At 64.9% G+C, this 24516-nt stretch carries 20 protein-coding genes; 16 read left to right on the forward strand and 4 right to left on the reverse strand.

Annotated features, from left to right (window positions below):
• Positions 1-179: 179 nt before the first annotated feature.
• On the reverse strand, positions 180-1487 hold the full coding sequence (locus BMX85_RS15050; RefSeq protein WP_229210473.1) for a YihY family inner membrane protein: 1308 nt from the start codon (positions 1485-1487) through the stop codon (positions 180-182).
• 134 nt (positions 1488-1621) lie between these two features.
• On the opposite strand from BMX85_RS15050, the gene wrbA reads away from it, so the two are divergent.
• From wrbA to BMX85_RS15110, 12 genes are all read left to right on the forward strand, one after another.
• Complete coding sequence (gene wrbA, locus BMX85_RS15055; protein WP_090319413.1) at positions 1622-2233, forward strand: NAD(P)H:quinone oxidoreductase; 612 nt, start codon at positions 1622-1624, stop codon at positions 2231-2233.
• A 28-nt stretch (positions 2234-2261) separates the two neighbouring features.
• Complete coding sequence (locus BMX85_RS15060) at positions 2262-2669, forward strand: DUF2069 domain-containing protein (protein WP_090319417.1); 408 nt, start codon at positions 2262-2264, stop codon at positions 2667-2669.
• The gene (locus BMX85_RS15065; protein ID WP_090319420.1) at positions 2666-4072 is read left to right on the forward strand and encodes an FAD-binding oxidoreductase; all 1407 of its coding nucleotides are present in this window, start codon (positions 2666-2668) and stop codon (positions 4070-4072) included. Before BMX85_RS15060 ends, BMX85_RS15065 begins: the two co-directional genes overlap by 4 nt.
• An 11-nt stretch (positions 4073-4083) precedes the next feature.
• The gene (locus BMX85_RS15070) at positions 4084-4539 is read left to right on the forward strand and encodes a DUF4124 domain-containing protein (RefSeq protein ID WP_090319423.1); all 456 of its coding nucleotides are present in this window, start codon (positions 4084-4086) and stop codon (positions 4537-4539) included.
• Positions 4540-4604: 65 nt separating this feature from the next.
• Positions 4605-7157 (forward strand): FtsX-like permease family protein, encoded by a 2553-nt coding sequence (locus BMX85_RS15075; protein WP_090320137.1) that lies wholly within the window; start codon positions 4605-4607, stop codon positions 7155-7157.
• On the forward strand, positions 7157-8248 hold the full coding sequence (locus BMX85_RS15080; RefSeq protein ID WP_090319426.1) for a lipocalin-like domain-containing protein: 1092 nt from the start codon (positions 7157-7159) through the stop codon (positions 8246-8248). Before BMX85_RS15075 ends, BMX85_RS15080 begins: the two co-directional genes overlap by 1 nt.
• Positions 8249-8298: 50 nt before the next feature.
• Entirely contained in the window at positions 8299-10134 is a 1836-nt protein-coding gene (locus BMX85_RS15085; protein ID WP_090319429.1) for an ABC transporter transmembrane domain-containing protein, read from the forward strand.
• 33 nt (positions 10135-10167) lie between these two features.
• Positions 10168-11253, forward strand: coding sequence for a threonine aldolase family protein (locus BMX85_RS15090; RefSeq protein ID WP_090319432.1), 1086 nt, complete (start codon positions 10168-10170; stop codon positions 11251-11253).
• A 61-nt stretch (positions 11254-11314) separates the two neighbouring features.
• Positions 11315-12862 carry a DEAD/DEAH box helicase gene (locus BMX85_RS15095; protein WP_090319435.1) on the forward strand — a complete coding sequence of 516 codons (1548 nt, stop codon included), beginning with the start codon at positions 11315-11317 and terminating at the stop codon, positions 12860-12862.
• Between the two features lie 15 nt (positions 12863-12877).
• Positions 12878-14047, forward strand: coding sequence for a sulfatase-like hydrolase/transferase (locus tag BMX85_RS15100; RefSeq protein WP_090319438.1), 1170 nt, complete (start codon positions 12878-12880; stop codon positions 14045-14047).
• Positions 14048-14190: 143 nt separating this feature from the next.
• Entirely contained in the window at positions 14191-15165 is a 975-nt protein-coding gene (locus BMX85_RS15105; RefSeq protein ID WP_090319441.1) for a thymidylate synthase, read from the forward strand.
• Positions 15162-15872, forward strand: coding sequence for an alpha/beta fold hydrolase (locus BMX85_RS15110; RefSeq protein ID WP_090319444.1), 711 nt, complete (start codon positions 15162-15164; stop codon positions 15870-15872). Before BMX85_RS15105 ends, BMX85_RS15110 begins: the two co-directional genes overlap by 4 nt.
• A gap of 124 nt (positions 15873-15996) precedes the next feature.
• Here BMX85_RS15110 and BMX85_RS15115 read toward each other — a convergent pair whose 3' ends face one another.
• On the reverse strand, positions 15997-18882 hold the full coding sequence (locus tag BMX85_RS15115; RefSeq protein WP_090319447.1) for an insulinase family protein: 2886 nt from the start codon (positions 18880-18882) through the stop codon (positions 15997-15999).
• Between the two features lie 163 nt (positions 18883-19045).
• Here BMX85_RS15115 and BMX85_RS15120 point away from each other — a divergent pair, with 163 nt between their 5' ends.
• From BMX85_RS15120 to BMX85_RS15135, 4 genes are all read left to right on the forward strand, one after another.
• Positions 19046-19540 carry a dihydrofolate reductase gene (locus BMX85_RS15120; protein WP_090319450.1) on the forward strand — a complete coding sequence of 165 codons (495 nt, stop codon included), beginning with the start codon at positions 19046-19048 and terminating at the stop codon, positions 19538-19540.
• Positions 19541-19572: 32 nt separating this feature from the next.
• The gene (locus BMX85_RS15125) at positions 19573-20139 is read left to right on the forward strand and encodes a DUF4337 domain-containing protein (RefSeq protein ID WP_090319453.1); all 567 of its coding nucleotides are present in this window, start codon (positions 19573-19575) and stop codon (positions 20137-20139) included.
• Positions 20140-20350: 211 nt separating this feature from the next.
• The gene (locus BMX85_RS15130; RefSeq protein WP_090319456.1) at positions 20351-22609 is read left to right on the forward strand and encodes an arginine/lysine/ornithine decarboxylase; all 2259 of its coding nucleotides are present in this window, start codon (positions 20351-20353) and stop codon (positions 22607-22609) included.
• A gap of 109 nt (positions 22610-22718) precedes the next feature.
• The gene (locus BMX85_RS15135; protein ID WP_090319459.1) at positions 22719-22910 is read left to right on the forward strand and encodes a YqaE/Pmp3 family membrane protein; all 192 of its coding nucleotides are present in this window, start codon (positions 22719-22721) and stop codon (positions 22908-22910) included.
• 17 nt (positions 22911-22927) lie between these two features.
• Here BMX85_RS15135 and BMX85_RS15140 read toward each other — a convergent pair whose 3' ends face one another.
• Positions 22928-23812 carry a dioxygenase family protein gene (locus tag BMX85_RS15140; RefSeq protein ID WP_090319462.1) on the reverse strand — a complete coding sequence of 295 codons (885 nt, stop codon included), beginning with the start codon at positions 23810-23812 and terminating at the stop codon, positions 22928-22930.
• 72 nt (positions 23813-23884) lie between these two features.
• On the reverse strand, positions 23885-24427 hold the full coding sequence (locus tag BMX85_RS15145) for a Spy/CpxP family protein refolding chaperone (RefSeq protein WP_090319465.1): 543 nt from the start codon (positions 24425-24427) through the stop codon (positions 23885-23887).
• Between the last annotated feature and the right edge of the window lie 89 nt (positions 24428-24516).

The following is a 24516-nucleotide window of genomic DNA, read 5'->3' on the forward strand; positions in this document are numbered from 1 at the left end:
GTCCGCTGAGATATAGGCTGTGTGAATGGGGTTTGTAGTTGTTCTAGCCTTATAGCGAATGTAGCCTATGCCCGGCAAAAAATCCAGCGCTGCGGATAAGCAAATCACAACATTCTTGTCCTGATGTTGCCTGGGTGTGATGCGGCGCGCAAAGCGAGCACCCGATGGCAGCGCCGATCCTAGCGGCAGTCCAGCGGCCCGAAGTGCTCGGCCAGGGTTTTCCCCAGCCCGGTTTCCACGGCGTTTTCCACCTCGCGCGCCAGGCTGGCCGCCTCGCGCGCGGCCTGCAGATCGCGCTCGTCGTCGCCGACGGCCACCACGCCCGCATTGACCGGCATGCCGCCAAAAACGAACAGGCGGTAGACCTCGGCCAGGGTCAGTTTCTCGACGTTGGCCAGCAATACCCAGTGATCGGTGCCGTCGCTGACCCGCTTGCCCCACTGGACCCGTGGCGGCGCCTCCACCTTGACCCGCCCCACCCAGCCCTCGGCCAGCATTTTTTCCAGCAGAATATCCATCTCGTCGAAACCGAGCCGGGTGCGCAGCCGGATCGCGCCGGCGCCCACCAGTGCCGTGTCGCCGCATTTGCAGGCCACGTAGAGCACCTTGATGATCGCCATGGCGTCGACGAATTCGCCGCCAGGCTGGGCCTCGTGCCACCAGCGCTCGTACTTCACCACCGGCAGCGCGGCCACCAGCAGCGCGCCGATCAGGGTGATCACCCACGACACGTAGACCCACAGCAGGAACAGCGGCAGCGCCGCCAGCGCGCCGTAGATCTTCGAATAGGTCGGGAACTGGGTGATGAAAATGGCGAAGCCGCGCTTGGCCAGTTCGAACGCCAGTCCGGCCACCAGCCCGCCCCAGGCGGCGTCCTGCCAGTCGACGTCGCGGTTCGGCACCGCTAGGTACAGCAAGGTGAAACCGGCCGTGGTCAGCGCCAGCGACGCCACCGTGTAGATGATCGCGCCCAGCACCGGCACCCGGCCGAACAAGTCGACGGTGGCCATGAACACCTGCGACGACAGCGTCAACGACACGCCGATCAGCAGCGGCCCAAGCGTGATGATGGCCCAGTAGACCAGGATGCGGCGCGTCCAGCTGCGCTCCCCGCGCACGCGCCAGATGCGGTTGAACACGCGCTCGATCAGGTTCATCATCGCGATCGACGTCATGATCAGCGCCACCGCGCCGACCGCCGACAGCCGCGTGGCCTTGGAGGCGAACAGGGTCAGGTAATTGAGGATCGTCGTCGAGATCGACTTCGGCATCACGCTCTGGACGAAATACGCCTCCAGCGACGTGCGGAAGGTGTTAAACAGCGGGAAAGTGGTGAAAATCGCCAGCGCGATGGTCAGCAGCGGCACCAGCGCGAACACGGTGGTGAAAGTGAGGCTGCCGGCCACCTGGGGCAGGCTTTCCTCGCGCAGGCGGCGGTGGGCGAACAGCACCAGGTCGCGCACCTCCGGCCAGGACAGCGATCGCATGGTCGCGATGCCGTTGCGGCAGGTGCTGAAGACATAAAGAAGAATCGGATGAATATATTTTGCGTACATGAGCGATAATCGGATTACAAGACTGGCGGTGTTGCCCCCAGCGAAAGCGCCCTATAATACCGCCGATGAACCAACCTAATCTGATTATTCTCGTATTGTTTTACTCCCGTCATGGGGCGACCCGCAAATTGGCGGAGCTGATCGCGCAGGGGGTCGAAAGCGTGCCCGGCTGTGACGCCCGCCTGCGCACCGTTCCGGCCGTGTCGACGGTGGCCGAGGCCACCGAGGCCGACGTGCCGGCCGAGGGCGCGCCCTACGTCGAGTTGGACGACCTGAAGGACTGCGCCGGCCTGGCGGTGGGCTCGCCCACCCGCTTCGGCAACATGGCGGCGGCGATGAAGTATTTTTGGGACGGCACCGCCGCCGAATGGCTGGCCGGAACGCTGGCCGGCAAGCCGGCGTGCGTGTTCACCTCCACCGGCAGCCTGCACGGCGGCCAGGAATCGACCCTGCTGTCGATGATGATACCGCTGTTCCACCACGGCTTGATGGTGATGGGCCTGCCCTACACCAATGCGGAATTGATGACCACCTCCAGCGGCGGCACGCCCTACGGCGCCAGCCACTGGTCCGGCCTCGATGGCAAGAAGACCATCACCGAAGACGAGAAACGGCTGGCGCTGGCGCAGGGCCGGCGCCTGGCCGAAACGGCGATGAAACTGCGCGCCGCCACCTAAATTTTAAGATGCCAGACGGGGATGCAAAATGCAAAACGCGATGCATAAGTACTTTCACTGGGGCGCCATCGGCAGCCTCGGTCTGCTGATCGTCTGGTGCGTGCTGTGGGAGATGGTGCTGGCGCCGCTCAAACCGGGCGGCTCGTGGCTGGTGCTCAAGGCCGCGCCGCTGCTGCTGCCGCTGTACGGCGTGTGGAAGCGCGATATCTACACCCTGCAGTGGACCTCGATGATGATCCTGCTGTACTTCACCGAGGGCGTGGTGCGCGGCTGGAGCGATACGGACGAACTGTCGTCGCGGCTGGCCTGGGGCGAGGCGGCGATCGTCTGCGTCTATTTCATCTGCGCCGTGATGTATCTGCGTCCGTATAAAAAAGCGGCCAAGAAGCTGTCCAAGGAATTGCTCGACAAGGTAAAGGGCACCACTGTCAAATGACGGAGTTTTTACTGGAGTGCCGTTCGCTGCTGGGCGACGCCTATGTGCTCGACACCGACGCCGGCATGGCGCCCTTCCTCACCGACTGGCGCGGACGCTTCACCGGCAAGGCCGCCGCCGTGCTGCGCCCCGGCTCGGTGCAACAGGTGGCCGCGCTGGTGAAGGCCTGCGCGCGCCACCGCGTGCCGCTGGTGCCGCAGGGCGGCAACACCGGCCTGGTATTGGGCAGCATCCCCGACGCCAGCGGCACCGCCGTGGTGCTGTCGCTGGCGCGGCTCAACGCCATCCGCCAGATCGACACCATCAACCGCACCATGACCGTCGATGCCGGCTGCATCCTGCAACAGGCGCAGCAAGCCGCCGCCGCCGAAGGCTGCCTGTTCCCGCTGTCGCTGGCCGCCGAGGGCAGCTGCACCATCGGCGGCAACCTGTCCACCAACGCCGGCGGCACGGCCGTTCTGCGCTATGGCAATACGCGCGAGCTGTGTCTCGGGCTGGAGGTGGTCACGCCGCAGGGCGAGATCTGGAGCGGCTTGCGCGGCCTGCGCAAGGATAATACCGGCTACGACCTGCGCGACCTGTTCATCGGCGCCGAGGGCACGCTGGGCGTCATCACCGGCGCGGTGCTCAAGCTGTACCCGCAGCCCAAGGCCAGCATCACCGCGCTCGCCGCGCTGCCCTCGCCCGCCCACGCGCTGCGTTTATTGGTGCTGATGCAGGACCACTGCGGCGCCAGCCTGACCGGCTTCGAACTGATGTCGCGCTACTGCCTGGAGCTGGTCGCCGCGCAGTTCCCGCAGCTGCCCAAGCCCTTCGCCGACGCCCATCCCCAGTACGTGCTACTGGAGCTGTCGAGCAGCGAATCTCAACGGCACGCGGTCGACCTGCTGGAGCGCGCGATCGGCGCGGCGCTCGAGCGCGACATCGTCAGCGACGCCGTGGTGGCGACATCGACCACGCAGTCGGCCGGATTGTGGCGGCTGCGCGAGCATATCCCGCTGGCGCAGGCCAAGGCCGGCAAGAACATCAAGCACGACATCTCGCTGCCGGTATCGCGCATCGCCGACTTCATCGACGTCACCGCGCCGCAATTGCAGGCGGCCTTCCCCGGTTGCCAGCTGGTGTGCTTCGGCCATCTGGGCGACGGCAACCTGCATTTCAACGTCGCGCCGCCGGACGGAATTTCCAACGAGGATTTCCTGGCCAACCAGGACAAGGTCAATCGGGTGGTGCACGACAGCGTGGTCGGTTTCGGCGGTTCGATTTCCGCCGAGCACGGCATTGGCGCGCTGAAACGCGACGAACTGGCGCATTACAAATCGGCGGTGGAACTCGACATGATGCGGGCCATCAAAGCGGCGCTGGACCCGCTGGGTATCATGAATCCCGGGAAAATTCTGTGAACGGGACCGCCATGAACCACCATCTCCGCGCGCCGTGCGCCGCCGTGCTGTGCGCGGCCGCGCTGGCGGCCAACCACGCCGTCGCGCAAAGCGTCTACAAATGTACCGTGGACGGCAAGATCAGTTACAGCGACCTGCCCTGCCCGGCCGGCGCCGCCGCGTCGTCGACGTTGGCGGTACCGAAGGCGCCCGCTGGCGCTGAAGGCGCGAGCGCCGACTTGCAGCGCATGCAGAAGGAATCGGCGGCGCTGCAAACGTCCCGGCAGAAGGTCGAGCAGCGCGAGGCCCGCGAAGCCGAACGCGCCGCCGTCGCCGCGGCGGCCCGGCGCAAGCGCTGCGCCAAGCTCGCGTTGACCAAACAGTGGGCCGACGAGGACGCGCGCAGCGCCACCAACGCCAACGCCGACAAGGCCAGGCTGCGCGCCAAGCGCGCCGGTGAATCGTTTTCGCTGGAGTGCGGCCACTGATGTCCGATACGGTGAGCGCGGCTGGCGGCAGGCAAGGCATCGCATCGAAACGCGAGGCGGCGTCGATGCGCCGTCTGTCGCGCTGGCTGCTGCTGGGCGAATGGCGGGCGCACCCGATGCGCGCGCTGGTGGCCATCGCCGCCATCGCCGTCGGCATCTCGCTCGGCTTCGCGATCCACCTGATCAACGCCGCCGCCTTCAACGAGTTCTCGTCGGCGATAAAGGGCCTGTCCGGCGTGGCCGACGTACAGGTGCGCGGCACCGAGCCGGCCTTCGACGAGGCGATCTATCCGATCCTGGCGCGGCGCGACGGCGTCACCGTGGCCGCGCCGGTGCTGGAATTCGACGCCTCGGTGCCCGGCCAGCGCACCGCGCTCAAAATCATCGGCATCGACGTCTTCCGCGCCGGCTTCGTCGCGCCGGACTTGATCGGCGTGCCGGCCAGCGGCGACCCGGGCGACACGCTGGCCGACGATGCGATTTTCCTGTCGCCCGCCGCGCGGCAGTGGCTCCGCCCCACCGCGGACCGGATCACCCTGCAAGTCGGCGTCGATCAACTGCAACTGCGCGTGGCCGGATCGCTGCAAAGCGCGCGCGCCGGCCAGCGCATCGGCGTGATGGACCTGGGCGCGGCGCAATGGCGCTTCGACAAACTGGGCCAACTCTCGCGCGTCGACCTGAAACTGCGCGACGGCGTCAATCGGGACGCCTTCAAGGCGCAACTGGAACAAGACCTGCAGCGCGAGTATCCCGGCCGCTTCCGCGTCAACCAGCCCAACGACCAGGAACAGAACAGCCGCAACGAAGGCATGAGCCGCGCCTACCGCGTCAACCTGACGGTGCTGGCCCTGGTGGCCCTGTTCACCGGCGCCTTCCTGGTGTTCTCCACGCAGGCGCTGTCGGTGATCCGCCGCCGCAGCCAGTTCGCGCTGCTGCGCGTGCTGGGCATGGACCGGCGCCACCTGCTGCGCCAGATCCTGCTGGAAGGCCTGAGCCTTGGCGTGGCCGGATCGGCCATCGGCATCGCCGCCGGCTACGGCCTGGCCGCCGCCGCGCTGCATTTCATGGGCGCGGACCTGGGCGCGGGCTTCTTTTCCGGCGTGCAGCCGACGGTGCATTTCACACCGGTGGCCGCCGCCGTCTACTTCGCGCTCGGCGTCGGCGTGTCGCTGCTGGGCTGCGCCGCGCCGGCGTTCGACGCCGCCCGCGCCAAACCTGCGGTCGCGCTCAAATCCGGCACCGAGGAAGCGGCCATGTCGCGCCTGGCGGCGGCCTGGCCGGCCCTGGCCTGCATCGCGCTGGCCGCGCTGCTGTCGCAAGCGCCGCCGGTATTCGAGCTGCCGATCTTCGGCTATCTGTCGATCGCGCTGCTGCTGGTCGGCGTGATCGCCTTGATGCCGCGCCTGGCCGCCATCGTGTTCCGCTTCGCCCACCAGCGCTGGAGCGCCGCCACCGCCGACCGGCCCGGCGCCTCGCCCGTGTTGACGCTGACCTTATCGCGCCTGGCCAACGCCTCCAGCCAGGCCGGCATCGCGCTCGGCGGCGTGCTGTCGAGCTTTAGCCTGATGGTCGCCATGGCCATCATGGTGGCCAGCTTCCGCGTGTCGCTCGACGACTGGCTGCGCCAGGTGCTGCCGGCGGATGTCTACGTCAGCACGGTCGGTGCGGGCACCACGGCGGGCCTGCGGCCGCAGGAACAGGCGGCCATCGCCGCCCTGCCCGGCGTGCAAAGATCCAGCTTCCTGCGGGTGCGCGCCATCTCTTTGGCGCCGGGCCGCCCGCCCGTTGCGCTGCTGGCCAGCATCGTCAACGAGCAAGATCCGGCCCAATCGCTGGCCATCGTCGGCCGCATGATGCCGCCCGCGCCGGACGGACCGCCGCCGGTCTGGGTCTCGGAGGCGATGGTCGATCTGTACGATATGACGGTCGGCAAACGGGTGGAAATCCCCCTCAACGGCAAGCTCCATCCATTCCAGGTCGCTGGCGTGTGGCGCGACTACGCCCGCCCCACCGGGTCGATTCAAATGCGGCTGCGCGACTACCGCGCCATCACCGGCGACCAGCAAGCCAGCAGCGCAGCACTGTGGCTCCAACCCGGCGCCAAGGCCGACGATACCGTGCGAGCGTTGAAGCGGCTGCCGTTCGCCGCCGCGCTGGAGACCAGCGCCCCGTCCGAAATACGCGAAATGAGCATGAAGGTGTTCGACCGCAGCTTCGCCATCACCTATTTGCTCGAGGCGATCGCCATCGTCATCGGCCTGTTTGGCGTCGCCGCCACCTTCTCGGCGCAGACCTTGGCGCGGTCCAAGGAGTTCGGCATGCTGCGCCACGTCGGCGTCACGCGCGGCCAGATCCTGTCGATCCTGGCCATCGAGGGCGGCGCACTGACCGGCCTTGGCATCGCCACCGGCTTCGCCCTGGGATGGGTCATCAGCATGATTTTGGTTTTCGTCGTCAATCCGCAGTCGTTCCACTGGACCATGCAGTTGCACCTGCCCTGGGGTTTGTTGGCCGCCGTCGCCGGGCTGTTGCTGGCCGCGTCCGCGCTCACGGCCTTGCTGGCGGGTCGGCAATCGCTGTCCGGTGGCCCGATACGCGCGGTCAGGGAGGACTGGTGATGCACTCGATACGATACTGCGCGGTGTTCCTGATGTTGTTGTGCGGCCTGTCGTCGCGGGCGGCGGCGCCCGGATACTCACCGGTCCCACCGCTGCCGGCCGGCGCCTCGCTGCGCTTCCCGGCCGATTACGGCGCGCACCCGGACTACAAAACCGAATGGTGGTATGTCACCGGCTGGCTCAATACGTCCGATGGCAAGCCGCTGGGATTCCAGGTCACCTTCTTCCGCAGCGGGACCGAACATGACCGCGCCAACCCAAGCAAGTTCGCGCCCAAGCAGCTGATCATCGGCCATGCCGCCGTGTCCGACCCGGCCCACGGCAAGCTGCTGCACGACCAGCGCAGCGCGCGCCAAGGCTTCGACATCGCCTACGCCAAGGTCGGCGACGCCGACGTGAAGCTCGACGACTGGCGCATGACGCGCAACGCCGACGGCAGCTACGCCATCCGCGTGGACGCCGCCAGCTTCGCGCTGAACCTGAAACTGGCGCCGTCGCAGCCGGTGCTGCTCCAGGGCGAGCGTGGCTACTCGCGCAAGGGGCCGCGCCCGGAGCAGGCCAGCTACTACTACAGCGAGCCGCAACTGAAGACCACCGGCACTATCACGCGCAATGGCAAGGCGGCGGCGGTGACGGGCGCCAGCTGGCTCGATCACGAGTGGTCCAGCCAGATCCTGGGCGGCGATTCGGCCGCCGTCGGCTGGGATTGGATAGGCGCCAACCTCGATGACGGCGGGGCGCTGATGGCTTTCCAACTCCGCGACAAGACAGGTGCTAAACTATGGTCGCACGCGACATGGCGCGACGCATCCGGTAAGATCACGCAGTTCGCGCCGGAGCAGGTCGGCTTTGCCGCGCAGCGGCGCTGGCGCTCGCCCCGCACCAACGCCGAATATCCGGTCGAAAGCCGGCTCACCACCGGCAACGTGGAATGGCGGATCGTCCCATTGCAGGACGATCAGGAGCTCGATTCGCGCCGTTCGACCGGCGCGGTGTACTGGGAAGGCGCGGTGACGCTGACGCGCGACGGCAAGCCGGCCGGCCGCGCCTATCTGGAACTGACGGGATATGTCAGCCCGATGAAACTGTAGAAGAATATTAGAACAACCCAAAGCATATTTACCGAAACCGCAGCCACACGATGACCAACAGCACCACCGCCAGCACCCAGACCGCAGTCGCGCCCAACGTCACCCGGGAACAAAAGAAAGGCAGCCTGTCGACGCTGCGCGGCTTGCTGCCGTTCCTGGCGCCGTACAAGCGGCAATTCGTCATGGCCGGTATCGCGCTGGTGGTCGCCGCCTGCGCCACCCTGGCGATTCCGGCCGCCTTCAAGCAGATGATCGATCTCGGTTTCGGCGGCACCGGCGACAAGAGCATCAAGCACGTCGACCTGGTGTTCCTGGCGCTGTTCGGTGTCGCCACCGTGCTGGCGCTGGCGACGGCGGCGCGCTTCTATACCGTCTCCTGGCTGGGAGAACGCGTCACCGCCGATATCCGCAGCGCCGTCTACAAGCACGTGGTTACCCAAAGCCCCGAGTTTTTCGAAACCACCCAGACCGGCGAAGTCCTGTCGCGCATCACCACCGACACCACGCTGATCCAGGCTGTCGTCGGCACCAGCATCTCGATGGCGCTGCGTAACGTGCTGCTGTTCATCGGCGGCCTGGTGATGCTGTTCGTGACCAGCGTCAAGCTGTCGGCCATCATCATCGGCCTGCTGGTGCTGACGGTACTGCCGATCGTGATGTTCGGCCGCCGCGTGCGCGAGCTTTCGCGCGATTCGCAGGACCGCGTGGCCGACGCCTCGGCCATGGCCGGCGAAATCCTCAACGCCATGCCCACCGTGCAGGCCTTCACGCACGAGACGATCGAATCGAACCGCTTCGGCGCCTCGGTCGAAGGCGCCTTCAAGACCGCGATGCGCCGCATCCGCGCCCGCGCCCTGCTGACCATGATCGCGATCGTGCTGGTGTTCGGCACCATCGTCTTCGTGCTGTGGCTCGGCGCCCACGCGGTGCTGTCGGGCGACATGACCGGCGGCGACCTGGGGCAGTTCATCCTGTACGCCTCGATCGTGGCCGGCGCCATCGGCGCCCTGTCCGAAGTGATGGGCGAGGCGCAGCGCGCCGCCGGCGCCACCGAGCGCCTGCTAGAACTGATGGCCGTCAAATCGAACATCCAGTCGCCGGCCAAGCCGCTGGCGCTGCCGCCGCGCGCCGCCAACGGCGCGGCATTGAGCCTGCACGACGTCACGTTCTCGTATCCGTCGCGGCCGGAGACGGCGGCGCTGGGCCACCTGTCGCTGGATATCCGGCCCGGTGAAACGGTGGCGGTGGTCGGTCCTTCCGGCGCCGGCAAGACCACGCTATTCCAGCTGTTCCTGCGTTTCTACGATCCGCAAAGCGGCAGCATCAAGCTCGATGGCGTGGACATCACGCAGCTCGGCCTGCACACGCTGCGCGACGCCATTGGCATCGTGCCGCAGGATACGGTGATCTTCTCGGCCGACGCGATGGAAAACATCCGCTACGGCCGCGCCGGCGCCACCGACGAGGAAGTGATCCAGGCCGCCAAGCTGGCCGCGGCCCACGAATTCATCGAACGCCTGCCGCAAGGGTACAAATCATTCCTGGGCGAGCGCGGCGTGCGCCTGTCCGGCGGACAGCGCCAGCGCATCGCCATCGCGCGCGCCTTGCTGAAAAATCCGCCGCTGCTGCTGCTCGACGAAGCCACCAGCGCGCTGGACGCCGAATCCGAGCGCCTGGTGCAAAAGGCGCTGGAGGCGGCGATGGTCGGCCGCACCACCGTCATCATCGCCCACCGCCTGGCCACGGTGCAGCGCGCGGACCGTATCATCGTCATGGAAGACGGCAAAATCGTCGAAACCGGCACCCATACGTCGCTGGTGGCGCTGGGTGGCATCTACGCCAACCTGGCCGCACTCCAGTTCCACAACGTCCACACCGCGCATTGATCGGGGTATCATTCATTCTTTCAGGAGAATGAATTGACCGACGCCGAACTGCGCCTCCGCTGCCGCACCCACCTTCCCGGCCATCGCCAACCCTCGCCCGCGCAACTGTTCGCGGCGATGGCGGCGTGGTGCGAGGCGAACGGCGTGGAGCACGACACCTACGGCAACGGCGCCCTGATCCAGGAATTCGAGCAAAAAGTCGCGAAACTGCTCGGTTTCGAGGCGGCGCTGTTCTGCATCACCGGTACCATGACGCAAGCGACCGCGCTGCGCATCGCCTGCGAGGAACGCGGCAGCAAGCTGGTGGCGCTGCACCCGACGTCGCACATCCTGCGCCACGAACGCGCCAATCATCAACTGTTCGACCACTTCCACGCGCTGCAAATCGGTGACCAGAACCGTCCGTGGACGCTTGAAGAACTCCAGGGCATCCCGGACAAGTTGGGCGCAGCCACGCTGGAACTGCCGATGCGCGAGATCGGCGGCCAGTGCCCGGAGTGGGAAGATCTGGCGGCCATCAAGACCTACTGCCGCGAGCAGGCCATCCATTTGCACCTGGACGGCGCGCGCCTGTGGGAGACCGCCGCCGCGTACGGACGCACGGCCGGCGAAATCGCCACCGGCTTCGACACGGTCTACGTGTCGCTGTATAAAGGCATCGGCGGTATGGGTGGCGCCATGTTGCTCGGCTCCGCCTCGTTCGTCGCCAAGGCCCAAGAGTGGTACCGCCGCCAGGGCGGCAATGTCTACCAGCGCACGCCGTACGTGGTGGCCGCCGCGATGCAGTTCGATGCGCGGCTGGCGGCGATGCCGGACTACTTCCGCCGCACGCTGTGGCTCTACGAGACGCTGCGCGACTATCCGCTGCTGACGCCCAATCCGGCGCGCCCGCAAGCGAGCATGCTGCATCTGCATCTGCCGGTGAGCCGCGACCGCGCGCTGAACATCCGCAACCTGATCGCCGAGCGGCACGGCGTCTGGCTGTTCAATGGCGCCAGCCACGGCGCGCTGCAGGACCGCAGCTCGGTGGAGCTGTACATCGGCGACAACCTGCTCAATATGCCGGACGACCGCGTGCGCGAGATACTGTCGCTGTGGTCCGCCGCACTGGCCAACTAATTTCGCACAAGCCGGGACAACCGGCTACACTGCGCCCTCTTTTCGTTTTACTGCACATACAATGACCTTCCAAGCACTCGGCCTGATCGATCCAATCCAGCGTACGCTGGACACCCTGGGCTACAAACAGCCGACGCCCGTCCAAAAACAAGCCATTCCCGTCGTCCTGGCGGGCCGCGACCTGATGGCCGCCGCCCAAACCGGCACCGGCAAGACGGCCGGCTTCGCGCTGCCCATCCTTCAGCGTCTGACGATGGACGGCGTGACTGCGCCGAAAGCGGTGCGCTGCCTGGTGCTGGTGCCGACCCGCGAACTGGCGGAGCAGGTCTACGAAAGCTTCCGCACCTATGGCGGCAATCTGCCGCTGCGCTGCGCGGTGGCGTACGGCGGCGTGCCGATCGAGCCGCAAATCACCAAGCTGCGCAAAGGCCTGGACGTGCTGGTGGCGACGCCCGGCCGCCTGAAAGACCTGCACGACCAGGGCGCGATCAGCTTCACGCTGCTGCAAACGCTGGTGCTCGACGAGGCGGACCGCATGCTTGACCTGGGCTTCGAACGCGATCTGGACATCCTGCTGGCGGCGCTGCCGAAAAAGCGCCAGACCTTGCTGTTCTCGGCCACGTTCTCCGACGAGATCCGCCAGCTGGCCAAAGGCATGTTGAAGGACCCGGTATCGATCCAGGTCAGCGCCAGCAACACCACCACCAAAAGCGTCAAGCAATGGCTGATCCCCACCGACAAGCGCCGCAAGCCGGAACTGCTGCTGCATCTGCTGAAAAAGCTCCAGTGGGGCCAGGTACTGGTGTTCGTCAAAACGCGCAAAGGCGTCGAGACGCTGGTCAAAACGCTGCAGGAGCACGGCATCTCCGCCGACTCGATCCACGGCGACAAGACCCAGCCGGCGCGCCTGAAGGCGCTGGCGCGCTTTAAACAGGCCGAAGTCCAGCTATTGGTGGCGACCGACGTCGCCGCGCGCGGTTTGGATATCGAAGCGCTGCCGCAGGTGGTCAACTTCGATTTGCCGACCGTAGCGGAGGACTACATCCACCGCATCGGCCGCACCGGCCGCGCGGGCATGGAAGGCGAAGCGGTGTCCCTGGTCTGCGCCGACGAAGTCGAAATTCTGAAGGCTATCGAGACCTTGACCGGCCAGGTGATAAGGCGTGAAGAGGAACCGGGCTTCGAAGCGGATCACCGCGTGCCGGAAACCGGCCCGAAAGGCGTGGCGGCGGCGCTGGCGAAGAAAGCGGCCGCCGAAGCGCCGGCCAAGAAAAAACGTCCATTCACCGGTCCGGCCGGTGGCACGGCGGCGGGCAAGGCTTCGGGCGGGACGACCGCCAGCAAAGCGGCCGCGCGGCCGGCTGGCGGCGACGCCTCCCTCGGCACCTGGACGCCACCCGTGCCAACTGCGGGCAAGGGCGCCGGCGCAACGCGCTCCGCTGGCGGCAAAGCCGGCACGGGCCGCATCTACGGCGGTGTCGGCAAGCCGGCGGCGCCGAAGGGCGCCGTCGTCGTCACCGGCGGTCGTGGCGCCAAATCGCTCGCCCGCGCGGCCGGCAAGGTCACCGCGCAGCCGGGCGGCCGCAAGCCCAAATCGGGCAGCCGCTAAGAGGTCCGGTCAGGAATGGGCAAAAAAATAACGCGGCGCCAGGCGATCACGCGGACATCGATGGCGCTTGGCGCCGCGATACTGGGTAATCTGGGTCTGGCGCTTGCCGCACCGGCCGGCGCCAAGTCCGCGCAACGTCCCAATATCCTGCTACTGGTCGCCGACGGCTGGAGTTGGCAAGGCTCCGAGGCGGTCGACAGACTTGGTCTGCGCATGCCGACTTTCGCCCGCCTTCAGCGCGACGGCATCAGCTTCGAAAATGCCTTTACCGAATCGCCTGGCGCGCAACTCCCCTGCGTGGACATGCTCAAGAAAAGCGGCTACGCGGTCGCCAGCGACGATTTCGACACTTTCCTCGCCAAGCGAACCGCCGGCAAGCCGCTTTTGTTCTGTCTTGAATCGAAGAGTTCGCACCGGCGGTCGAACGCAGCGATCGATACCGCGAACCCCGTCGTACCGCCCTACCTTCCCGACACGCCGGCGGTGCGTAGCGACATCGGCGCCTACCGTTCGGAGATCGAGCGCTTCGATCACGAAGCGGGCTTGCTGATCGAGCGGCTGGAACGCGCGGGCCGGCTCTCCGATACGCTGGTTGTCATGACCGGCAAAGGCGGCTTTCCGTTTCCGCGTGGTGCGGGGACGCTTTACGACGCCGGCACTCACGTGCCATTGGTCGTCATGTACCCGGGCGGAGTCGCTGCCGGCCGCGTAACCAAATCGCTGGTCGGCAGTACCGATCTGGCGGCAATCGTCCTTGACGTCACCGGCGCGGCCAAGCGGGAGACGATCAACGCGCGGACCTTTGTGCTGACGGGTAGTGAAAGCTATCCTTCCCGCGCGATCAGAACACCTCAGTACCTCTACATTCGCAACGCCTTCCCGGACCGCTGGCCCGCCGGCGCGCCAGCGCGACAAGCCGTCACGCCAGCGCGACTGGACAGCGACATCAGCGCGGCTTTCGCCGGCATCGCCCCTTGTCCAAGCAAGACCGCGATGATCGTCGGCCGTGGCAATCCAGCCATGGACCGGCTGCTGGACCTGGCGACCGCCAAGCGCCCGGCTGCGGAGCTATACGACGTCCGCACTGACCCGTACCAGCTCAATAATCTGGCGGCCGCTCCGGCGATGAAGGCCATCGTCGCCCGCCTGGACAAACAGCTGGCGAGCCACCACGGAGATACGTAGGGCGAATCAGCGAAGCGTAATCGGCCGAGCATGAGCGGCCGACAACGCATGCCTGGCCGATTACGGCGTTCCGCCCAATCCGCCATACGTGCCTCTGATAAAATACCCGACTTTAGAGCCGCAACGCTCACGTTGGAGAACATATGCAGCAATACCAGGAACTGATCCAGACCGTCCTCGACACGGGCAGCTGGCAAGACAACCGCACCGGCATCCGCACCCTGAGCGTGCCGGGCGCGATGATGCGCTTCGACCTGCTGAACGACGGCTTCCCCGCCGTGACGACCAAGCGCCTGGCCTTCAAATCCGTGGTCGGCGAACTGTGCGCCTTCCTGCGCGCCTCCCGCAGCGCCGCCGACTTCCGCGCGCTGGGCTGCAAAGTCTGGGACCAGAACGCCAACGAAAACAAGCAATGGCTCGACAACCCTTATCGCCTCGGCGAAGATGACCTGGGCCCGGTCTACGGCGTTCAATGGCGTCAATGGCCTGGCTTCAAACTGATCGAAGTCGATCAGCCGGCGCAAATCGCCGACGCCCAGGAAAACGGTTTCCGCCTGATCTCGCAGTTCGACGACAACGGCGTGCCCAAGGTCCTGCTGCACAAATCGATCGACCAGTTGCGCGAATGCCTGGACACCATCGTCAACAATCCTGGCAGCCGCCGTATCCTGTTCCACGGCTGGAATCCGGCGGTGCTGGACGCGGTCGCGCTGCCTGCCTGCCACCTGCTCTACCAGTTCATCCCGAATCCGACCACGCGCGAGCTGTCGATGTGCCTCTACGTGCGCTCGAACGACCTGGGTCTGGGCACGCCCTTCAATCTGGCGGAAGGCGCGGCGCTGATGCATCTGGTTGGCCGGCTGACAGGCTACACGCCGCGCTGGTTCAGCTACTTTATCGGCGACGCGCACATCTACGAAAACCACATGGATATGGTCAAAGAGCAGTTGACCCGAACGCCTTTCGCCGCGCCGCAGTTGCGTATCTCCGACCGCGTGCCGGACTTCGCCAAGACCGGCAAATACGAGCCGGAATGGCTGGAGAAGATCGAACCGACCGACTTCTCGCTCGAAGGCTACCAGCACCACGCACCGATCACGGCGCCGATGGCGGTATGACGCGCCTGGACTTCATTCCGGGGACGTTGTGCGACGCACGGATGTGGTCCAGGCTCACCCCGTTGTTGGGCGACGCCTTCGAGTTCAACTACGTACCGCTGCATCAGGCCCGCACGCGGCTGCAAATGCAGGAGCTGATCGCGGCGCATAGCGCCCCGCAAGCCAATCTCGTGGCGTTTTCGCTTGGTGCCTACCTGGCGATCGAGCATGCGGTGGCGCATCCGGAGCGCGTGAAGTCATTAATATTGATCGCCAATTCGGCCAAGGGGCTGAAGCCGGCGGAGGTGTTGGCACGCGAGCGGATCGTGGCGATGTTGGAGCGGAACGCGTATGCGGGGATGTCGCGCCAGCGCTTGCGCGAGTTGCTGCATCCGGCGCACCTGGACGACGAGGCGATTGTCGGACCGATCCAGCAGATGGCGCTCGATCTTGGCAAGGAGGTGTTGTTGACACAGTTTGCGACGACCATCGACCGGCCGGACTTAATGGAGCGGTTGGCGGAGTTGAGTTTTCCGGTGCTGATCGTTGGCGCGGAGGCGGACAATCTGGTTCCACCGGAAGATCTGCGGCAGATGGCCGAGCGCTTCCCAAAGGCCACCCTGCAGATGCTCGCGGGCGATACGGGGCATATGATTCCGCTGGAAGCGCCCGCGGCGCTGGCGCGGCAAATGCTTGCCTTCCATCAGAGCATCGACCATAACGTCTAAGGTCGTATAAACCACATAGGGCGGATTAGCGAATCGTAATCGGCCATCCACGCGCCCCGTTGACGCATGCATGACCGATTATGACGTTTTCCGCCTAATCCGCCCTACGGCTTTCAGATCGAATTCACGCGGCGTTGGCCAACTCGACCAAATCCACCGTTTTCAATCCCGACAAGTCCTGCGACAAATCGCCGACGAACGCGGCGCGACTGGCCTTGCCATCCTTGATCCAGGTGCGCACCGCCGAGCGGATATCGTCCAGCGTGCAGTTCAGCACACCGCTGCGGAACTGCTGACGCAATTCCTCGCTGATCCCGCGACGATACAAACTCCACGCGTGCGTGACCTGCTCGTGCGGCGAGTTCGGTTTATCCAGCCCCTTGATGACGCAGATAATCGCTTCCTCCAACTCCTCCTGCGAGAAGTCTTGCTCCAGCATCTGGTCGATCGCCACGTCGAAGTCGGCGTAGGTCTCGGCCAGGCGCGGATCGCGATACGATGCCATCACGAAGGTGCCGCTGCCACCGCCGTATCCAGCGCTGCCGCCATACGCTCCGCCCTTCTCGCGCAAGGCCGCATGCAGCAGCTGGTTGGTCATCAGCTCCGCAGCCACCGCCAGCGCGGCGGCCCCCGCTTCGTGCACCATCGGCGCGCGCCAAGCCACCACACAATGATTGATCTGGCTGACCGCATGCAGCGCCGCATCCGCCAGCGGCAATCCCTCCGGCGCCGGAGAAGTACCCGGCGACTCGGCTTTCGATGCCGGCAGATTGACCATGCGCGCCAGATCGGCGCTGTCGTCGCCGGAGCCGGCCGACAGCATGATCGGCGTCACACTGGTGACACGCTTGTGCAGCGCGCCCAGACGCTCCGCGATGGCGGCGATGCCTTCCGGCGTTTTACTTTGTTCCAGCAGCTTGCCGTAGAACGGCAGCGACGCCGCGCCGCCCACCACGTCGTCGAAACGTCGCAGCGGCGACAGCGGCGCGGTCGCAGCCAGCATGGCGTAACGGTTACCCGCCTGCGCCAGGCCGGTCAGGCGGTCCTGCGCCTCGCTGTCGATCAGGAAGGCCAGGCGCTCATGCTCATCGAAACGCGTCTCCGACAAGGTGCGCGAAATCAGTTCCGCGATGCCCTCGTGGTCTTCGCGCAAGCCGCTGGCGCCGAACCACAGCTCCAGATTCAAGGCGCCGCCGGGCTGCTGGGTCGCATCCAGGCCGACGTCGAACGATGGTGCCATCAGCTGGCGCCATGCGTCGGCATCCTCGTAATCCATGTCGCCGACACCGATCTCGGTGACCACGTCCGCGTAAAGGCGCAGCCAGGGCCAGTCGGCTGCATCGAAATGCGACACGTCGTAGTTCACGCGCGCATACGACAAGCCGTTGGAGGCGATGGCGAACGGCAGCACGCGGCCCGCCTGCGCGGCCAGCGGCTCGGGCAACGGCAGCGCCGGCGCAGGATGGATGCTGACGTCCGACGGACGTATGCGCGGCAGCACCTCCGAGTTGGACGGCAATTGCTGGTGCTTGTCCAAGGCCACGGTTTCGGCTTCGATACGGGCGCGCTCGTCGTCGGTCAGCGCGGCGTCGCGCACGGCCAATTGCGCTTCTTCCATCGCGTCGCGGGCCGTGAAGTAGGTGGCGTCCGGAATGACGCTGGTGGTCAGGCGCGTCGGGCTTTCCAGCAGCGTGCGCACCAGGGACTTGAAGTAATCCGGGTCCTGGATGGCCTCTTCCAGCTTGGCCAGATGGGCTTCGCCGTCGAGGGCGTCGAACACATCGCCGTTGCGCATGGCAACCGGCAGCGCGTGCAACAGGCGGCTCAAGGCGTTTGGCATATGCGAGTTGGCGGTATCGCGCTGGCTGTAGCGGATGTCGCGCAACGCTGCCTGCAGCGCGTCGGTCGGCACGCCCTGCTTGGCCGCGCGCTCCAGCGCGGACCAGATGCGCACGCGCGCTTTTTCGATCTGCGGCTCGGTCAGGCCTTCCATGCCGACGTGGAAAATCAACTGGCGCGGGCCATCATCATGGCCGTTCAGCCGCGATGGACGACCGTAACCGGCCGATTCCATCGCCTTCATCAACGGCGACGAGGCGTCGCCCAGCAGGCCGGCGTCGAGCAGATAGGCGTTGTAATACGCCATCGGGTCGGTCGATTCGCCCAGCAGCCACGAAAACTGCAGGCCGTATTCGTCGGCCTTGGCCTGTTGCGACGGGATGCGCACCTCGTTGACGCGGGGCGCGGTCCAGTATTCCGCCAACTGCGGCAGCATGCGCTCTTGCGCGGCGGCCGGCAACTTGGACAGCACGCGCAGCTTGATCTGTTCCTGGATTTCCTCGGCGCTGATCGCGCCCGCCGTCATGAACACCGCTTGCGACGGATGGTAATGACTGGCGTGGAATTCCTTGAGCATCTCGTGCGTCAGTTCCGGGATCACCAGCGGATCGCCGCCGGATTCCACCTCGTAGGTCGTCCCTTTGAGCAGCGTGCCTTCGATGCCGCTGTACAGCGCGCGCATCGGATCGTTGAAGGCGCCCTTCATTTCATTGAACACCACGCCCTGGTAGGCCAGTTTGCCGTCCTTGATGACGTGGCGCCAGCCTTCCTGCCGGAAGTTCAGGTAGTCCAGATTCGGGAAGAAGGTCGCATCCAGATACACGTCGAGCAGATTGAAGAAATCCTTGCGGTCGGTGCTGGCGAACGGGTAGACGGTGCGGTCGGCGTAGGTGAACGCGTTCATGAAGGTGGCGGTGGAGCGGCGCAGCATCGAGAAAAACGGATCGCGCACCGGATAACGCTCGGAGCCGCACAACGACAGGTGCTCCAGAATGTGCGCGCGGCCATCGCTGACGTCCGGCACCGTCGGGAAGGCGACCAGGAACACCAGTTCCTGCTGGTCGCTGGCCAGATGGATGTGGCGCGCGCCGCTGCGCGGCTCGATATATTCTTCAACGGTCGCTTGCAGGGACGGGATGGAACGGCTGCCGGTTTTTTCGAAATTCGTCATAGGTACTCGGTATGGCCATCAAGGCCGGATTCATAGGGTGTTCACGCCAGCGTTCGCGCTTGCTACTCGCTCTGGCAAATTACTTAACGGTCATGGAAGCGGACCGCAATTTCAACGATAATACCAGCCACCGGGAATTCTCACCCAACCTTACAGAGTATCCATGAGCACACTGACCATCATCGTCGCCACCGACCGGCAAGGCGGCATCGGCATCAACAACACCTTGCCGTGGAAATTGCCGGAGGATCTGGCCCATTTCAAGCGCCTGACCACCGGCCATCCGATCATCATGGGCCGCAAAACCTTCGATTCGATTGGCCGCCCGCTGCCCAACCGCCGCAACATCGTGATCACCCGCAACGCCGACTGGCGCCATGACGGCGTCGAGGCGGTGGACTCGGTCGACGCGGCCATCGCGCTGCTGGACGGCGCCGAAGGCTATGTCATCGGCGGCGCCGAGATCTACAAACAGTCCATGGCCCTGACCGACCGTTTGATCGTCACCGAGGTCGGCGAAACCTTCGACTGCGACGCCTTCTTTCCGGCTATCGACCGCGCGCTGTGGGAGGAAACCGCCCGCGAGCAGCACACTGCCGAAACATCGGGCTTGCCATACGCGTTTGTCACCTATCGCCTCAAAGTCCAACCGCAGTAAAGTTTAACTTCTCTTCAAGGATTCAACCAATCATGTCAGGCCAAGGATTTCACGTACACGGACCGCACGATCACGCGGTGGAACATGCAGCCCACGGAAACGATGGCTTTTCGAACAATATTGCCGTCATGACGGCCATCCTGGCGACCGTTGGCGCCGCCTTCGGTTATCTGGGCGGGGCCACGCAAAACGACGCGGCCATGTTCAAGAACAACGCCGCGATCGACAAGACGCAGGCCGCCAACAGCTGGAATTACTACCAGGCCAAGTCGAGCAAGCAAAACCTGGCCGAGCTGGCCATGACGCTGCCGGGAGTCGATCCTAAGAAATATGAGGCCGAGGTGGCCCGCTACAAGGCCGAAAAGGACGATATCCGCAAGGAAGCGGAAAAGTGGGAAGAGTCGTCGAAGGAATGGAATCACAAGTCCGACGAGGCCATGCACCACCACCACCAGTGGGCCTTGGCCACCACCGCCGAGCAGATCGCCATTTCGCTGGCGGCCATTACGCTGCTCACGCGAAAGAAATGGATGATGGGGTTGGCGTATGGCGTGGCCGGTGTCGGCATCGCGATGGGCGTCTTCGCCTGGCTCCATTAAGGTCGGGCGGGCTGTAATACGCCCGTCACACCGCTGAGGCACTCTACTGCGCGGTTTGGTCATTTTTTCTATATGATATTTTTTTCCCGCAGCGCGCGCATTTCTGCGAGAATCCCGTTCTTATTTTTTTTCTGCGATTCCTAGCAATAGTGTCGCGCCCTGTCCGCCCCTTCACATTTGTAAGGGGCGGCTTGCTTTTTTGGAGACATGCATGAAATTTCGTTTCCCCATCGTCATCATCGACGAGGATTTCCGTTCCGAGAACACGTCCGGCCTGGGCATTCGCGCCCTCGCCGATGCAATGGAAAAAGAAGGCATGGAAGTGGTGGGCGTGACCAGCTACGGCGACCTGTCCCAGTTCGCCCAGCAGCAATCGCGCGCGTCGGCCTTCGTGCTGTCGATCGATGACGAGGAATTCGGCGCCGGCTCGGTCGAGGAAACCGACACCGCGCTCAAATCGCTGCGCGCCTTCGTCGAGGAAATCCGCTACAAGAACGCCGACATCCCGATCTACCTGTACGGCGAAACGCGCACCTCGCGCCACATCCCCAACGACATCCTGCGCGAGCTGCACGGCTTCATCCACATGTTCGAGGACACGCCGGAATTCGTCGCCCGCCACATCATCCGCGAGGCCAAGTCCTACCTGGACGGCCTGTCGCCGCCGTTCTTCCGCGCGCTGGTGCACTACGCCAACGACGGTTCGTACTCGTGGCACTGCCCCGGCCACTCGGGCGGCGTGGCCTTCCTGAAGTCGCCGATCGGCCAGATGTTCCACCAGTTCTTCGGCGAGAACATGCTGCGCGCCGACGTCTGCAACGCCGTCGAGGAACTCGGCCAGCTGCTCGACCACACCGGCCCGGTGGCCGCGTCCGAGCGCAACGCCGCGCGCATCTTCAACGCCGACCACTGCTACTTCGTCACCAACGGCACGTCGACGTCCAACAAAATGGTGTGGCACTCGACCGTGGCGCCGGGCGACATCGTCGTCGTCGACCGCAACTGCCACAAGTCGATCCTGCACTCGATCATCATGTGCGGCGCGATTCCGGTGTTCCTGATGCCGACCCGTAACCACCTGGGCATCATCGGTCCGATTCCGCTGGAAGAGTTCTCGATGGAAAGCATTCAACGCAAAATCGAGGCGAATCCGTTCGCCCGCGAAGCCAAGAACAAAAAGCCGCGCATCCTGACCATCACGCAGTCGACCTACGACGGCGTGGTCTACAACGTCGAAACCCTGCGCGAGCTGCTGGACGGCAAGATCGACACCCTGCACTTCGACGAAGCGTGGCTGCCGCACGCCACCTTCCACGATTTTTACAAGGACATGCACGCGATCGGCAAGGACCGTCCGCGCGCCAAGGAATCGATGATCTTCTCGACGCAGTCGACCCACAAGCTGCTCGCCGGCCTGTCGCAGGCCTCGCAAGTGCTGGTGCGCGAATCGGAAACGGTCAAGCTCGACCGCGACGCCTTCAACGAGGCGTACCTGATGCACACGTCGACCTCGCCGCAGTACTCGATCATCGCCTCGTGCGACGTCGCCGCCGCGATGATGGAAGCGCCGGGCGGCACCGCGCTGGTCGAGGAATCGATCCTGGAGGCGCTGGACTTCCGCCGCGCCATGCAGAAGATCGATCAGGAATGGGGCAAGGACTGGTGGTTCCAGGTGTGGGGTCCGCAGGACTTCGCCGAGGAAGGCATCGGTTCGCGCGAAGACTGGGTCATCCGCGCCGAGGACGACTGGCACGGCTTCGGCAACCTGGCGCCGAACTTCAACATGCTCGACCCGATCAAGGCGACCATCGTCAACCCGGGCCTGTCGCTCGACGGCCAGTTCGCCGACAGCGGCATTCCGGCGTCGATCGTCACCAAGTACCTGGCCGAGCACGGCGTGATCATCGAGAAGTGCGGCCTTTACTCGTTCTTCATCATGTTCACGATCGGCATCACCAAGGGCCGCTGGAACACGCTATTGACCGCGCTGCAGCAGTTCAAGGACGATTACGACAAGAACCAGCCGATGTGGCGCATCCTGCCGGAATTCGCGGCCGCCAACCCGACCTACGAAAAAATGGGCCTGCGCGACCTGTGCCAGCAGATCCACGATTTCTACAAGGCCTACGACGTGGCGCGCCTGACCACCGAGATGTACCTGTCGGACATGATCCCGGCGATGAAGCCGTCGGACGCGTTCGCCAAGATGGCGCACCGCGAAATCGAGCGCGTGGCGATCGAGGAGCTGGAAGGCCGCATCACGTCGATCCTGCTGACGCCTTACCCGCCGGGCATTCCGCTGCTGATTCCGGGCGAGCGCTTCAACAAGACCATCGTCGACTACCTGCGCTTCGCACGCGACTTCAACGAGCGCTTCCCGGGCTTCGAGACGGACGTGCACGGCCTGGTCAAGCGCGAGGTCGATGGCAAGCGTGGCTACTTCGTCGATTGCGTCAAGCTGGACGCTTGATGGGTTGGCCGGCATGGGCCGGCCGATATGCTAACGATATGATAGATTTCCGGCTTGGGCGTGCCGCCGGCACGCCCCCGTCGTCATCAGATAGAGAGACAAGACACACATGCGCCTTATTATCGCCCTGATTCTTCCGTGGCTGACCTTCTTCACGATCGGCCGTCCGTTCGCCGGCATCATCTGCCTGATCCTGCAAATCACGCTGATCGGCTGGCTGCCGGCCGCGATCTGGGCGGTGTACGCGCTGAGCCAGTACAAGACCGACCAGAAGATCCGCGACGCCATGGGCGGCCGCTAAGGTCGGTCCAACCGGGCTTAACCTGCCACACCCACGGTCAACGTCGCCACATACCCATCGGTGGCATTCCCCGTGACCGTGGACATCTGCAATGAATACCCGTCGCTGAACACGTTATCGGTCGCCAGACTGATGCGCGCCATGTTGCTGACGCTGGCGCTGTAGCCGGCCGTCGCATACACCGCGTTGCAGGTGGCCACCGGGAAGGTGAACTGCGACGTCTTGATCCGGTTCGCCGCGCTGGTCGCCGCGGTGAGCGACCGGTACACCTCGAAATGCACGTGCGGCACCCTGCCGTCATAACATCCCGGGAATATGCTGGTGAAGGTCAGGCCGCCGCTGCTGTCGGTCGCCTGCACGCCGCGCAGATAGTTTTGGGTCGTCACGCCGTTCGAATACAACGAATAGTTGCCGTCGCGGTCGCAGTGCCACAGGTAGATCGCGTAACCCTCCAGCGACGCGCAACTGCCGCTGACATTGACCACCTGGAGCTTGATCGTCAGCGGCACGCCCGCCGCCACGCCAGTCGGTCCATTAAAACTGCTGCGGATGTCGCTGCGCACGACGCCCGATTGCGTCAGCACATTGACCACGCCGCTCGAATTGCTGTTGGTGCCGTCGCCCGGATACGGGCCGCCGGTCTCCTCCGGGATCACCGAGCACGAGCCGTTGGTGGTGGTCGTGGTGGTGGTCGTGGGCGTGGTGGTGGCTGGCGTCGCGACCGTCGCGGTCGTGCTGCTGGTATCGGTGGCGCTGTCCGAACCGCCGCCGCAACCCATCATCGGCAGCGCCGACGCGCCCGCCAACAGCCAGCGCAACGTCTGTCGACGGTCGCTGTTCAGGTTGAGCATTGCGGTCAGATCGGCCGCCAGGCTGTGTTCGTTATCGTCATGATGTTCCATGCTTGCTCCCCTTTTTTGGTTGAACCGCCACCCCGCGATGGCCGGGGTGGTTCGGTGGTGCTGCGAAATACGTCAGGAACGTGGGCGGCGCGGTTTGTCCCTGCCGTCCTTGTCCCCTTGCAGCTTCTTGCGCTGCTCGGGCGTCAGCACCGCCAACAGCTTTTGCTCGGTGCGCACACGCTGCAACGAGATGTTGGCCATGGCGGTCGCCGCCGCTTGTGCCAGCGATGCCGCTTTGGCGTCGTCGTACTTGTCGGCGCCGGCCAGCGCGCGCAGTGCTTCCTGCGCCTTGGCGGCGGCTCTGCCCTGCTCGCGCAGATACGGTTGCTCTTCATGCAGGATCGCGAACACCTTGTCGTCCTGCGCTTCGCTCAACTCGATGGAGCGCAGAAAGAAAGGACGCGCCGCCATGCCGACCATGCCCGGTGGACCGAATGGCGGCATGCCGCCCTGCATGCGTGGCCCGGCGTCGGGGCCGTCGCGATCCGGCCCGCCGTGGGGCATGGCCGCGCCGTGGTCATCGATGTCGTTGGCGCCGACGGCGCCGGCGCACAACGGCAGCGCCACAGCCATCGCCAGCAATATCTTTTTCAAGCCTGTTTTATTGGTTTTCATGCAAATCCATCCTTATCTCAACTGGAAGACGCCATTCTCTAGTTGCCCTATGTTAAGTAGCGTAAGGACAACGTAAATCGGCGTAAAGG

This window comes from Duganella sp. CF517, from assembly GCF_900110275.1.
Classification (GTDB): Bacteria; Pseudomonadota; Gammaproteobacteria; order Burkholderiales; family Burkholderiaceae_D; genus Rugamonas.

Coding starts and splice junctions, on each gene's coding strand:
- BMX85_RS15050 (WP_229210473.1), bottom strand. CDS start 1,487: ATGCGATCGCTGTCCTGGCCGGAGGTGCGCGACCTGGTGCTGTTCGCC.
- wrbA (WP_090319413.1), top strand. CDS start 1,622: ATGAACCAACCTAATCTGATTATTCTCGTATTGTTTTACTCCCGTCAT.
- BMX85_RS15060 (WP_090319417.1), top strand. CDS start 2,262: ATGCAAAACGCGATGCATAAGTACTTTCACTGGGGCGCCATCGGCAGC.
- BMX85_RS15065 (WP_090319420.1), top strand. CDS start 2,666: ATGACGGAGTTTTTACTGGAGTGCCGTTCGCTGCTGGGCGACGCCTAT.
- BMX85_RS15070 (WP_090319423.1), top strand. CDS start 4,084: ATGAACCACCATCTCCGCGCGCCGTGCGCCGCCGTGCTGTGCGCGGCC.
- BMX85_RS15075 (WP_090320137.1), top strand. CDS start 4,605: ATGCGCCGTCTGTCGCGCTGGCTGCTGCTGGGCGAATGGCGGGCGCAC.
- BMX85_RS15080 (WP_090319426.1), top strand. CDS start 7,157: ATGCACTCGATACGATACTGCGCGGTGTTCCTGATGTTGTTGTGCGGC.
- BMX85_RS15085 (WP_090319429.1), top strand. CDS start 8,299: ATGACCAACAGCACCACCGCCAGCACCCAGACCGCAGTCGCGCCCAAC.
- BMX85_RS15095 (WP_090319435.1), top strand. CDS start 11,315: ATGACCTTCCAAGCACTCGGCCTGATCGATCCAATCCAGCGTACGCTG.
- BMX85_RS15100 (WP_090319438.1), top strand. CDS start 12,878: ATGGGCAAAAAAATAACGCGGCGCCAGGCGATCACGCGGACATCGATG.
- BMX85_RS15105 (WP_090319441.1), top strand. CDS start 14,191: ATGCAGCAATACCAGGAACTGATCCAGACCGTCCTCGACACGGGCAGC.
- BMX85_RS15110 (WP_090319444.1), top strand. CDS start 15,162: ATGACGCGCCTGGACTTCATTCCGGGGACGTTGTGCGACGCACGGATG.
- BMX85_RS15115 (WP_090319447.1), bottom strand. CDS start 18,882: ATGACGAATTTCGAAAAAACCGGCAGCCGTTCCATCCCGTCCCTGCAA.
- BMX85_RS15120 (WP_090319450.1), top strand. CDS start 19,046: ATGAGCACACTGACCATCATCGTCGCCACCGACCGGCAAGGCGGCATC.
- BMX85_RS15125 (WP_090319453.1), top strand. CDS start 19,573: ATGTCAGGCCAAGGATTTCACGTACACGGACCGCACGATCACGCGGTG.
- BMX85_RS15130 (WP_090319456.1), top strand. CDS start 20,351: ATGAAATTTCGTTTCCCCATCGTCATCATCGACGAGGATTTCCGTTCC.
- BMX85_RS15135 (WP_090319459.1), top strand. CDS start 22,719: ATGCGCCTTATTATCGCCCTGATTCTTCCGTGGCTGACCTTCTTCACG.
- BMX85_RS15140 (WP_090319462.1), bottom strand. CDS start 23,812: ATGGAACATCATGACGATAACGAACACAGCCTGGCGGCCGATCTGACC.
- BMX85_RS15145 (WP_090319465.1), bottom strand. CDS start 24,427: ATGAAAACCAATAAAACAGGCTTGAAAAAGATATTGCTGGCGATGGCT.